At 71.6% G+C, this 11921-nt stretch carries 12 protein-coding genes; 5 read left to right on the top strand and 7 right to left on the bottom strand.

Annotation, left to right across the window (positions count from 1 at the left end):
* Positions 1-23: 23 nt before the first annotated feature.
* The 3 genes from fliD to JHD21_RS15830 all read right to left on the bottom strand — a co-directional run bounded on the left by fliD (position 24) and on the right by JHD21_RS15830 (position 3589).
* The gene (gene fliD / locus JHD21_RS15840) at positions 24-1367 is read right to left on the bottom strand and encodes a flagellar filament capping protein FliD (protein WP_292677162.1); all 1344 of its coding nucleotides are present in this window, start codon (positions 1365-1367) and stop codon (positions 24-26) included.
* A 103-nt stretch (positions 1368-1470) separates the two neighbouring features.
* Positions 1471-2598, bottom strand: coding sequence for a flagellin (locus JHD21_RS15835; RefSeq protein ID WP_292677161.1), 1128 nt, complete (start codon positions 2596-2598; stop codon positions 1471-1473).
* 127 nt (positions 2599-2725) lie between these two features.
* Positions 2726-3589, bottom strand: a complete 864-nt coding sequence (locus JHD21_RS15830; protein WP_292677159.1) for a FliA/WhiG family RNA polymerase sigma factor — start codon at positions 3587-3589, stop codon at positions 2726-2728.
* A gap of 273 nt (positions 3590-3862) precedes the next feature.
* On the opposite strand from JHD21_RS15830, the gene flgN reads away from it, so the two are divergent.
* The 5 genes from flgN to csrA are packed head-to-tail and all read left to right on the top strand — an operon-like array spanning position 3863 to position 7332.
* Positions 3863-4354, top strand: a complete 492-nt coding sequence (flgN, locus tag JHD21_RS15825; protein WP_292677157.1) for a flagellar export chaperone FlgN — start codon at positions 3863-3865, stop codon at positions 4352-4354.
* A gap of 12 nt (positions 4355-4366) precedes the next feature.
* On the top strand, positions 4367-5761 hold the full coding sequence (flgK, locus tag JHD21_RS15820; RefSeq protein ID WP_292677155.1) for a flagellar hook-associated protein FlgK: 1395 nt from the start codon (positions 4367-4369) through the stop codon (positions 5759-5761).
* Positions 5761-6651, top strand: a complete 891-nt coding sequence (locus JHD21_RS15815; RefSeq protein WP_292677153.1) for a flagellin — start codon at positions 5761-5763, stop codon at positions 6649-6651. Before flgK ends, JHD21_RS15815 begins: the two co-directional genes overlap by 1 nt.
* Entirely contained in the window at positions 6651-7067 is a 417-nt protein-coding gene (locus JHD21_RS15810; RefSeq protein WP_292677151.1) for a flagellar assembly protein FliW, read from the top strand. The genes JHD21_RS15815 and JHD21_RS15810 overlap by 1 nt, the downstream gene beginning before the upstream one ends.
* Positions 7068-7095: 28 nt before the next feature.
* Positions 7096-7332 (top strand): carbon storage regulator CsrA, encoded by a 237-nt coding sequence (csrA, locus tag JHD21_RS15805; RefSeq protein ID WP_292677150.1) that lies wholly within the window; start codon positions 7096-7098, stop codon positions 7330-7332.
* A 64-nt stretch (positions 7333-7396) separates the two neighbouring features.
* Here csrA and JHD21_RS15800 read toward each other — a convergent pair whose 3' ends face one another.
* From JHD21_RS15800 to JHD21_RS15785, 4 genes are all read right to left on the bottom strand, one after another.
* Entirely contained in the window at positions 7397-8212 is an 816-nt protein-coding gene (locus JHD21_RS15800) for a protein-glutamate O-methyltransferase CheR (RefSeq protein ID WP_292677148.1), read from the bottom strand.
* Positions 8209-9330, bottom strand: a complete 1122-nt coding sequence (locus JHD21_RS15795; protein WP_292677146.1) for a chemotaxis response regulator protein-glutamate methylesterase — start codon at positions 9328-9330, stop codon at positions 8209-8211. Before JHD21_RS15795 ends, JHD21_RS15800 begins: the two co-directional genes overlap by 4 nt.
* Positions 9327-10223 (bottom strand): hypothetical protein, encoded by an 897-nt coding sequence (locus tag JHD21_RS15790; protein ID WP_292677144.1) that lies wholly within the window; start codon positions 10221-10223, stop codon positions 9327-9329. Before JHD21_RS15790 ends, JHD21_RS15795 begins: the two co-directional genes overlap by 4 nt.
* 105 nt (positions 10224-10328) lie before the next feature.
* Positions 10329-11897 (bottom strand): methyl-accepting chemotaxis protein, encoded by a 1569-nt coding sequence (locus tag JHD21_RS15785; protein WP_292677142.1) that lies wholly within the window; start codon positions 11895-11897, stop codon positions 10329-10331.
* Positions 11898-11921: the final 24 nt, after the last annotated feature.

Genomic DNA, 11921 nt, shown 5'->3' with positions numbered 1-11921 from the left:
GTGTGTGGTCGGAGGTGGTCGGGTCAGGAGGACGAGTTGCTCGAGAGCGAGGAGAGCTGGCTGCTGAGCCAGCTGGACTGGGTGGACATCTGGTTCATGGCCGTCTCGAGCGCCGTGAACTGCCGCTTGAGGCTCTCCTGCCGCTTCTCCAGCCGGACGTCCCAGTCGTCCACGCGGGCCTGCAGCCGGTCGATGCCGGAGTTGCGGCCGAGGATGGAGTTCGTGATCGTGCCGCCGAGGGGGTCGCTGGCGGCCTTGGCCACGCCGGCCAGGCGGACGGCGAACCCGTCGGTGGCGTCGGTGAACCGGGCCGCCGTGCCCGCCGGGTCGGTGGCGTAGGCCGAGGCGAACGTGGCCGCGTCGAACGTGACCTTGCCGGATCGATCGGTCTGGAGGCCGATCGAGGCCAGGGACTCCGAGCTCGCGGTGGGGAAGATGGTGTTCAGGACCGAGCTGCGGAGCGTCCGGACCGAGCCGTCGCCGGCCAGGGGCCCCGCCTTCTTGGTCGTGGCGTCGTAGCCCGTCTGGGTGTCGATCTCGGAGAGCACCGAGTTCATGGCGGCCACCAGGTCGGTCAAGGCCGCGCTCAGCTTCGTGGTGTTGCGCGATACGTCGACGGTCGAGACCGTGCCGGGCACCGCGTCGGACCCGAGGGTGATCGTCACGCCCGGGACGATGTCGGCGAAGGTGTTGGTGGCGGAGGTCACCGAGATGCCCGACCCGAGGTCGAGCGCCGCGTCGGCGCCGGCCCGGACGGTGGCCCCGCCGAGCAGTGGCGACCCGTCGAGTGCGGTGAGGTCGAAGTCCTTGGCGGCACCGGTCTCCGCTGACTCGACCAGCAGGCGGTAGCCGCCGGTCGTCTTGATCGTGGTCGCGCGCAGCCCGGTGTCGTTGGCAGGGTCGTTGATGGCCGCGGCCAGGCTCTTGAGGGTGCCGTCGCCGGTCTCGAGGTCCACCGGGGTGCCGTCGAAGCGGTCCAGCCGGACCTTGGTGGAGGCACCGGTCACCGGGTCGGTGAGGGCCGCGGCCTGGGTGAAGCCGAGCTGGTGGGTACGAGCGACCGAGGTGACCGTCACGTTCAGCCGGACCGGCTCGGCGGTGGTCGTGCCGCTGACCCGGACAGCGGCGTTCGTCGACGTGCTGGTCACGGCGGACCAGGTGGCGGCCTTGGCCAGGTCTGCGGCCTTGCTGGCCAGGAGAGCGGTCTTGGTGTTGAGGGCGTGCAGGGTGGTGACGAGGCTCTTCTCGGTGGACACCCGCTGCTTCAGCCGGGTCTGGGGGAGAGCCTCCAGCTGCATGAGCTGGGTGACGATCGTGTCGGTGTCCAACCCCGAGGCGAGCCCGCTGATGCTGGCGCTGCTGACCATGAGCTCCTCCTCCGGGCGCTGGTCGGCTGGTGTCGTGGTGGCGAGAACGCCGACCGGCTGCTGGTGTAGGGATCAGCAGCCGGTCGACGCCCCCGTGGCGGGATCAGCCGCGCAGCAGCGACAGCACGCTCTGCGGCGCCGAGTTCGCCTGGGCGAGCATCGCGGTGCCGGCCTGGGACAGGATCTGCGAGCGGGTGAACTGCATCATCTCCTGAGCCATGTCGGTGTCGCGGATCCGGCTCTCCGACGCGGTCACGTTCTCGACCGCGACGTTGAGGTTGTTGATGGTGTGCTCGAACCGGTTCTGCACCGCACCGAGACCGGCACGCGCGGTGGAGATGTTCTGGATCTGCGTGTCGATGGCGGCGACCGCGGCGCGAGCGTTGGCTCCGGTGCTGAACGAGATCCCGCCGGCGATGGCCGAGCCGGCCGCGCCACCGGTGCCCGGGGCCGTGGTGGCCAGGGTGCCGCCGTTGGTCGCGTTGACCACGAGCTGGTTGTCCTGGTCGACGCTGGCCCGGAACGACGCCGAGAAGCCGGAGTCGTTGTTGAGGTGGTCCGCGACGTCCTGGACGGTCTTGTGGTCACCCGCGGTGCCCATGTCGACCGTGGAGGAGGCGACGACGCCGGTGGTGGAGAACGCCCAGTTGCCCGCCACGGTGGTCGGCGTGAGGACGGCGTAGGAGTTGCCGCCGCCGTTCGCCAGCGCGTCCGCGACCGAGGCCACGTCCGCGACGTCGAAGTTGAACGAGATCACGTTGTCCGCGGACGACGAGCCGGCACCCACCTGGAAGTTCAGGGTGTTGGCGCTGCCGTCGAGCAGCTTGGTGCCGTTGAAGTTCGTGGAACCGGCGATCCGCTCCAGCTCCGCCTGCAGCTGCGTCGCCTCACCGGTGATCGCTGTGCGGGCGTCGCTGTTGTTGGTGTCGTTGCCCGCCTGGACGGCGAGGTCACGCATGCGCTGGAGGATCGAGTGGACCTCCGTCAGGGCGCCTTCCGCGGTCTGCACGACCGAGATGCCGTCCTGCGCGTTGCGGACGGCGACCTTGAGACCGCCGGCCTGCGAGCGCAGGCCCTCGGAGATGGCGAGGCCGGCCGCGTCGTCGGCGGCCCGGTTGATGCGGTAGCCGCTGGACAGCTTCTCCAGCGACTTGGACATCTGGCCCTGCGTGACCGACAGGTTGCGGTAGGAGTTGAAGGCGTCGATGTTCTGGTTGATGCGGAGACTCATGATGGTTCCTTCCTTGGTGTGAGTCGGTGGTGCTGGAGTCCGTCCGTGGGCTCCGTCGCCCACCCTGTTCGGCGTGGTCCGCTCCGACCTGAGGGATTGCCTCGAGCCGGTCTGGACCTCCGAGGGCTCAGGCGATCCCGTCGAGGACGGCTCGGCGCACCCGGGGCCGTGCCTGGTTGGCGGCGTGCCGCTCCGCCACGGCGCGGAAGTAGGTGTCGCGGCGGCGAGCGGCGCACCCGTCCGGTCGAGCGGGCTGGGCGACCAGGTCCGGGTCGAGGGCGTGGTTGAGGGCGTCCTTGAGCAGGACCAGCGCCTCGGCCCGCATCTGGGAGATCCGCGACTCGGTGACGCCCAGCTCGTCGGCCAGCTCCGCCATGGGGCGCTCGTCGATGAAGTAGCCCCGGATGACCAGGCGCAGCCGGTCAGGGAGCTCGCAGATGGCCTCGTCGAGGTACTCGAGGCGCTCGCGCTTCTCCAGCTGGACGTCGGGGGTCGGCTCGGTCGTCGGCAGGACCTCGGCGAAGGTCTGGTCGGCGTCGATGTCGAGCGACAGCACCGAGGCCCGGGCGAGGTCCTCGGCCGACCGCCGGACCTCGGCGACGCTGATCCCCAGCTCCGCGGCCACCTCGGCGTCGTCAGGGGCTCGCCGCCGCGAGGCAGCGAGCGTGGAGCGGACGGTCTCGATGTCACGACCGCGCCGACGCACCGCGCGGGAGGCCCAGTCCGCGGAGCGCAGCTCGTCGACGATCGCGCCGCGGATCCGCGTGGAGGCGTACCGGGCGAAGGGGATGCCGCGCTCGGGGTCGAAGGCCCGGGAGGCGGTCACCAGCGCGACCAGCCCCGCCGATCGAAGGTCCTCCTTGTCGACGTGGGCCGGGACCCGGGCCGCCGTCTCGCGCACGATGTGACCCACCAGGGGGAGGTGCTGCTCGACCAGTTCCTCACTGTTCATCCCGCCGGCCGGCTGGGTCGCGACGCGCGTGTGATCCATATTTCAAGGATCGGTCGCGCAGGCGTTTCGCATCAGGCGCGCATGCTGTGGCTTCGGTGGTACCAAGGCGTCAATCCGCGCTCCACCGAACGGACAAGCGGGACGGGCTATGCGGGACCACCCGATCGGGCTACCTGAAAGTTCGTTCGGGCATGCCGGTCGAGTGGTTCGGGAGATTGCCCGTCACGAACCTCTCAGGTGCGCTACCGGCTCGCCGATCAGGCATGGGTCGGGGAGACGGGCCTCGACCTTCCGGCACCAGAAAGGCCGACCATGACGACGTCGTTGCAGCGCCTCTCCCAGGTGCTCTGGCAGCAGCGCGAGCTGCTCGAAGGGTTGCACTACGCCCTCGAGGTCGAGCAGCTGATCCTGGCGACCGGCCGCACCCGCTGGCTGCTACGCGCCGCTCTGGACGTCGAGTCCGTGCTCGAGTCGATGCGGAAGACCGAGGTCCTGCGCGCCGTCGCCGCGGACGAGGCCGCCGCCGCGCTGGGGCTGGCGCCCAACCCGTCGCTGACGGAGCTGGCGAGCCGGGCCCAGGAGCCCTGGTCGGAGATGCTCGGCGACCACCGCGCGGCCCTGTTGCTGACCATGCAGTCGATCACCGAGCTCGCCGACGCCAACCGCGAGCTGATCACGAGCGGCTACCGGTCGGCCCGGGAGACCCTGCTCGCGCTGGGTGAGGCCACCGAGGGGTACGCCGCGGACGGCAGTGCCGTGGTGAGCGCCTCCGGCGGACCCGTGCGTGTCGACCGGACGTTCTGAGGCGGTCGGCCCGTGAGTGGCACGCTCTCCTCCCTGAACAGCGCACTGAGTGCGTTGCGCTACCAGCGCCTGGCCATGGACGTGGCGAGCAACAACATCGCCAACGTGAACAGCGAGGGCTACGTACGGCGCCGCGCCGAGGCCATGTCCGTCGGCAGCCCCACGCAGGTCGCCATGTGGTCTCGCTACGAGGGCGCGGGCGACGGGGTGTCAGCGGCGACCATCTCACGCATGTCCGACCCGTTCCTCGAGGCTCGGTCCCGGCGCGAGAACGCGAAGCAGTCCTACTTCGACACCCGGGTCACCGTGCTCGACCGGGTCGAGAGCGGCATCGGGGAGCCGGGTGACATGGGCGTGGCCGCGGCGCTCGCGGACTTCCGCAACTCCTGGCAGGACCTGCAGACCCACCCCGAGCAGACCGCCTCCCGCAGCCAGGTGCTCGCGACCGGTCAGGCCCTCGCCGACGCCGTCCGGGTCCAGGCGGGGAACATCACGACCGAGCTGACCGACCAGCGCCACCACGCGCTCGACCTGGTGGCCGAGATCAACGCGACGGCTCGGGACCTGGCCTCGGTCAACGGCAACATCGCCGACGCCCGGGCCGCCGGGGTGGACGCCTCCGACCTCCTCGACCAGCGGGACGTCCTCGCGCTCAACCTCGCCAGGCTCACCGGTGGGGACGCGACCGTGCAGCCCAACGGCGGACTGGACGTCACCGTCGGCGGGGTCTCGCTGGTGGCCGGGAAGACCGCGGCCACGCTCGCGGTGGCCGGCGGCATCGCGGCCGACGGCTCCGACGATGGCAACCCGCTCATGTTCTCGATCACCGGGACCTCGGGCACCGCGACGGTGATCCCCTCCGCCGTGGGCGGCGAGCTCGGTGCGGTGGGCGAGCTGCTGACGACGACCCTGCCCACGTATCTCGCCGGGCTCGACTCGGTCGCCCAACAGCTCGCGGACTCCGTCAACGCCCTCCACACCACGGGCTTCGACCTCGACGGCAACCCCGGCCAGCCCTTCTTCTCCTACAGCGCCGCCGGCGCCGCCGGGTCGCTCCAGGTCGCGATCACCGACCCCGCCGCCGTGGCCGCCTCGACCGCGGCGGGAGTCCTCGACGGGGGAGTGGCGGACGCGCTGGGCGACCTCCAGGTGGCGGACCTCGCCTACCAACGGCTGGTCAACGGGTTCGGCACCGAGGTGCTGACGAGCAGGCGCAGCAGCGCGACCCAGCAGCTCCTGACCGCGCAGGTGCAGGGCTCGCGCGAGCAGTTCACCGGTGTCAACTTCGACGAGGAGACCGTGAACATGGTCGCTGCCCAGCGCGCCTACGAGGCTGCGGCCCGGGTCATGACCACCATGGACTCCGTGCTGGACACCCTGATCAACCGGACCGGGCTGGTGCGCTGATGTCCACTCTCCGCCTGACCCAGAACGTGCTGGTCGACCGCTCGGTCGGCCGTCTCCAGCTCGGCCTGTCCAACCTGGCCAGGGTTCAGGAGCGGCTCTCGACCGGGCGGCAGCTCAACCGCCCGTCCGACTCGCCCACCGACACCACCAGCGCGATGCGGCTGCGGTCCTCGCTCAAGGCGGTCGAACAGCACGCCCGCAACGCCCAGGACGGGCTGGGGCGGCTCGGCCTGGTCGACCAGACCCTGTTCACCGTGAGCGAGAACATCGGGCGCGCGCGGGAGATCGCGCTCCAGGGTGCCAACACCGGCAGCCTCGACCAGAACGCCCGCAACGCCCTGGCCACGGAGCTCGACCACATCCGGGCGGACCTGTTGAGCCAGGCCAACACCACCTACCTGACCCGGCCGGTGTTCGGCGGGGTGACCGCGGGCAGCCAGGCCTTCGACGCCACCGGCACCTTCACAGGTGTCGCCGGGGCGATCCCCCGCCGGGTGGGGGACGATGTGAAGGTGGACGTGAGCGTGGACGGCCGCTCGGTCTTCGGTGACGGCGCCACCTCGGTCTTCGCCGAGATCGAGGACCTGGCGACGGCGTTGCGCAGCGGCGACCACGCCGGCGTGCAGACCGGGCTGGCCGAGCTCGGCGCCCGGGTGAGCACGGTGGCGAACGCCCATGCGAACGTCGGCGCCGCCTACAAGCGGATCGAGCAGGCGGAGACCACCCTGCTCAGCCGCAAGCTCGACCTGACCGGGTCGCTCTCGGAGGTGGAGAACGTCGACCTGGCCGAGGCCACCGTCGACGTGCACCTTCAGGAGGTGGCCTACCAGGCCGCCCTCGCCGCGACCGCCCGGGTGATCCAGCCGAGTCTCCTGGACTTCCTGCGGTGATGACCGACACCGTCGCCCCCGCCGAGGCGGACCTCCCGGTCATCGAGCTGGTACGTCCGATGCCAGGTTTCCCGGACGACCGCCACTTCGCGCTGGTCGACCTCGACGGCAGCGGGGGCCTGTGCTCGCTGCGGTCGCTCGACCACCCCGACCTCCGGTTCCTCGTCGCACCGCCCAGCCTGTTCTTCCCCGACTACACCCCCGAGATCGACGATCTCACCGTGGACGAGCTCGACATCGAGTCCGTCGACCAGGCGATGCTCCTCGTGGTGCTCACCGCCGGTGAGTCGCTGCCAACGTCGACGGCCAACCTGCTGGCGCCCGTCGTGCTCAACACCGCGAACCGCCGCGCGTGCCAGGTCGTCCTGGACGACGCGGAACACCTGGTGCGCACCCCGCTCGTCGCGAGCAGATGACGCGGTCCGTCCGGGTAGCGTGGCGCCCATGCTGGTGCTGAGCCGACGCGTCGGCGAGAGCGTGGTCATCGGGGACGACGTCACGGTCACGATCCTCGAGGTCCGCAGCGACGTGATCAGGATCGGCATCGACGCGCCTCGCTCGGTCGCGGTCAACCGGGCCGAGCTCCTGGTCCAGCTCGAGGCCAGCAACCGCGACGCGGCCTCGCCGAGCGAGGACACCGTGTCGTCACTCGCCGACGAGCTGCGCCGGCGCGGCGGCTGAGCGTCGCCAGAGCGTCGGCAGAGCGTCGCCAGAGCGACCCGGCACGTGACCGGGCCGGCGGGAGTCAGCCGCGGGGGCGGTAGATCGACGACCGGGCTCCCGGCAGGCGCTCCCACCCGTCGTCGATGCCGGTGACCATCTCGGCCGCCCCGAGGAACAGCACGCCGTCGGGCGCCAGCACCTGCCGCACCCGACGCAGGATGTCGCGCTTGGTCGGGGCGTCGAAGTAGATGAGGACGTTGCGCAGGAACACGATGTCGAACCTGCCCATCGGCGGGAACGGCCGGATCAGGTTGAGGGTCCGGAAGGTCACGGAGCTCGCCACCTCGGGCCGCACCCGCCAGTGCATCCCCGCGCGCTCGAAGTGCTTCACCAGCGTCGTCGCAGGCAGGCCCCGGTTGATCTCGAGCTGGGAGTACTCCCCGGTCCGGGCGCGCACGAGCATCTCCTCGGAGAGGTCGGTGCCCAGCACCTCGACGGGCGCGCCGTTCAGCTGGGGGGTGTCCAGGGCCGAGAGCGCGACGCTGTACGGCTCCTGCCCGCTCGAGCAGGCCGCGCACCACACCCGGATCGGCCGCCCACCGCGGGTCGCGGCGAGCTCGGGGAACACGATGTTCCGCAACGCGGTGAACGGCTCGGCGTCCCGGAACCACGACGTCTCGTTGGTGGTGAGGGCCTCGACCACCGCACGCATCGCCGCCGGCGTACGACGCCGGGAGACGTCGGACACGTAGGTGTCGACGTCGGCGACGCCCGCGGTGCGGGCCAGGGGCGCCAGCCGCGACTCGACCAGGTACTCCTTGCCGGTGTCGAGGACGATGGCGCTCTCGGACCGGACCAGCTCCTGGACGAAGCGGAAGGACTGGACGCTGATGGTCATCGAGAGGCTCCTGCGGGCTGGTGGGTCGAGGCGGTCGGGCCGGTGCCGAGGCGCCGCAGCAGCTCGGCGGCGATCTCGTCGAGGGGGAGGACGGCTTCCGCGAGCCCGGCCTGGGCGACCGCACCGGGCATGCCCCAGACGACGGAGGTCCGCTCGTCCTGGACGACGACTGAGCCACCGGCGTCGACCAGAGTGCGGGAGCCGAGACACCCGTCCTGGCCCATGCCGGTCAGCACGACGCCCAGGACGCGGTCGCCCAACGCCTCCGCCGCGGTGCGGAAGAGCACGTCGACGGCGGGCCGGCAGTAGTTCTCCGCGGGACCCTGGGACAGCTGGGCCACGAGCTCGCCGCCCCGCTGGTGCACGGCGAGGTGGTGGTCGCCGGGGGCGATGCTCACGGTTCCCGGGCGGAGCACGTCCCCGTGCTCGACCTCCCGGAAGGTGGCCGCGAAGCGGCGGTCGAGACGGGTGGCGAACTGCCGGGTGAAGATCGGCGGCATGTGCTGGACCACGGCGACGGGGACGGGCAACGGGGGCAGGCCGGCGAAGAGCGTGGTCAGTGCCTCTGGGCCGCCGGTGGAGCTTCCCACGACCAGCAGCCGGTGCCCTCCGAGCGGCGTGGGGGTCCGTGGCCGCAGAGCGACCTGGGCCGGGACCGCCGGCCGCGGACGTGCGACGGGCTGCTCGGGGAGGGTCGGGAGCGCCCGGCGCAGCGGCACCAGCGCCTTGATGCGGGGGATGAGCGCGTCCCTGACCTGCTGCATCGACTGGCCGACGCTGCCCACGTTGGCCGGCTTGGCGACGTAGTCGGTCGCCCCCGCCGCGAGTGCGTCCAGCGTGGCGGTCGCGCCGCGCTCGGTCAGCGTGCTGAACATGATGATCGGCACGGTGGAGCCAGCGGCCCGCAGCTGCCGCACCGCCTCGATGCCGTCCAGCACCGGCATCTCGACGTCCATCGTGATCAGGTCGGGCCGCAGCAGCGTCACCTTCGACTGCGCCGCCAGCCCGTTGACCGCGGTGCCGACGACCTCGATGTCCGGATCGCTGCCCAGCAGGTCCGTCACCAGCTTGCGGATCACGACGGAGTCGTCGACCACCAGAACCTTGATCCTGCTCATGCCTGCCCCTCCTCGGTGACGAGGCGCCACGGGCGGAGGAGGACCTCGGCCGCGGAGCCGGGCAGCAGGTCTTCGGCGACCGCCGCCTGCAGCACGCCGGACACGGCGTTCCACACGCCGTAGGCCGCGTCGCGCGCGGTGAAGCCGCTGCGGTGGAAGGCGATGACGCCGGCGAGCTGGACGTCGGTCGCGGTGCGAAGCCGGTCGCTGGTCGCCACCGCCTGGGTCGCCTGGTGCATGGCCGGCGCCCACTGGGCCGTCGTCGCCCGCAGCTCGTCCACCACGCGGCGCCAGGCGCGGCGGGCGGACTCGTCGGCGCCCGCGAGACCCGCCAACCGCTGGTCCGCGCCGGGCACCCCGGTGCCCCCCGGCTCGGTCGGGAGCGACACCCGGGACCGGACCAGCGCGGTGGCCATCGCGCGGCGGAGGTCTGCGGGGAGCGTCGCCTGCAGGTAGCTGCTCACGGCCGCGTCGACGAGCACGTCAGCGGCCGCGGTGGCCGTGGGGTCCTGGACCGCGGTCGACCCGCTGTGCACCCAGGTCCAGTCCAGCAGCTCGTGGCGGACCAGACGGTCGAGCGCGGTGGCGTCACCGAGGAGGGACCGCTCGAGACGACGCAGGAGCGTGGTCTCGCCGCGAGCCGCCCCGGCGAGGGCGGCGCCGGCCAGCGGCAGGACCTCGACGAGCAGCTGAGGTGCGGCCGCGTGGCGCACCGCCCAGGCCTGGCGCCAACGGTCGCGCGCCTCTGCTCCGGGGTGGAGACCGGCCAGCCGGGCCAGGTCGGACGGAGTGGCCGCGAGAGCGCCGCGCAGGACGGTCGCGGTCCGCTCGCCGCCCACGAGGCGCGCCAGGTCGAAACCAAGCGCTGGCGCAGCGACGTGGGTGTACGGCATGTGTCCGATCCTCGATGGCTCAGCCCGGGCTGCCACGCCAGGGCGGGTCCCAGGGGCGGCGGCGTGGCCCGCGGCTGGACGGTCATCCGGTTCTCGTCAGAGCTCTCAGGCCACCGTGAAGCGGCTGATGTCCTGGCGCAGGCCGGCCGCCATCCGGGCGAGCTCGTCGACCGCGCTGCGGGTCTGGGCGAGGGCCTCGGTGGTCGAGTCGGCAGCGGAGGAGACCCCGGAGATGTTGGCCGCGATCTCGCTCGAGCTCGCCGACGCCTCGGAGACGTTGCGGGTCATCTCGTTGGTGGTCGCGGTCTGCTCCTCCACGGCGGAGGCGATGGTGAGCTGGTAGTCGTTGATCGAGGTGATGATCGTGGAGATCTCCCCGATCGCCTCGACGGCTCCGCCGGTGTCACCCTGGATCGCCTGGACCCGGCGGGCGATGTCCTCGGTGGCCCGGGCGGTCTCCTGGGCGAGCTCCTTGACCTCGTTGGCGACCACGGCGAAGCCCTTGCCGGCCTCGCCGGCGCGGGCGGCCTCGATCGTCGCGTTGAGCGCCAGCAGGTTGGTCTGCTCCGCGATCGAGGTGATGACCTTGACCACGTTGCCGATCTCCTGGCTGGACGTCCCCAGCCTGGCCACCGTCTCGTTGGTGTTGTCGACCATGGACACGGCCTGGGCCGCGACCCGGGCCGCCTCGTTGGCCGAGTGCGCGATCTCGCGGATGGAGGCGCTCATCTGCTCGGCCCCCGCGGCGACGGTGTGCACGTTGCGGGACACCTCTTCGGCAGCCCCGGCCACCACGCCGGCCTGGACCGAGGTCTCCTCGGCTCCGGCCGCCATCTGCTCCGACGAGCTGGACAGCTCCTCGGAGGCCGCGGCGACGGCGTCGGCCGAGCCCACCACGGACCCGACGATCTCGGTCACCGAGTCCATGGACCGGTTGAGCGCCTTCTCGAGCTGGCCCACGTCGCCGGAGGTCTTCTCGGGAAGCCGGCCGGTGAGGTCGCCGGCGGCGAACTTCTCCACCATGCCGACGGCCGCCGTGAGCGGGCGCACCAGGCTGCGGGCGATCAGCGCCGACAGTGCGATGAGCAGCAGCAAGCCGATCGCGCCGACGACCAGGATCAGCGTCACCAGCGTGCTCACGGCGTGGTCGGCGGCGTCGTTGGCCGCCGCCGCATCCTCGTGGAAGTCCTCGAGGGTGGAGGAGAGGACCTCGTCGGTGATGTCGTTGGCCGCCTGGATCTCCTCGACCCGCTCACGCATCTGCTCCGGGTCCTGGACAGCGGCGTCGACGAACGCGCTGATGGCTGCGGTGTACTCCTCGAACGCGGATCCGACCTCGACGATCTGGTCCTCGTTCTCGCTGGCGAGGTCGAAGGCCTCCAGCTCGGCGACCAGCTCCTCGACCTGGGCGGTGTCGTCGGCGACGTCGGCCTGAGCCACCGTCGGGTCGGACAGGGTGACGGACTTGAAGCCGTCGACCTTGAGCTCGCTGGCGCGGGTGTCGAGTGCGCGGAGGGTGAGCAGCGCCTCGTCGATCTCGGCGGCCTTCGCGGAGTCCTGCTGTGCGGACTTGGCCTCGACGATGCCCACCCCGCCGACGATGCAGGTGGTGAGGATGCCGAGGGCCGCGATCGCTGAGATGCGCTTGCTCACGGTCCAGTTGATCTGGGGCATGGTCGTTCCTTCGTTCTGTCGTGG

The sequence above is a fragment of the Nocardioides sp. genome (assembly GCF_016462705.1).
GTDB lineage: Bacteria > Actinomycetota > Actinomycetes > Propionibacteriales > Nocardioidaceae > Nocardioides.
Note: the sequence above shows the minus strand (reverse complement) of the source record. Positions and strands in the feature narration are given on the sequence as shown.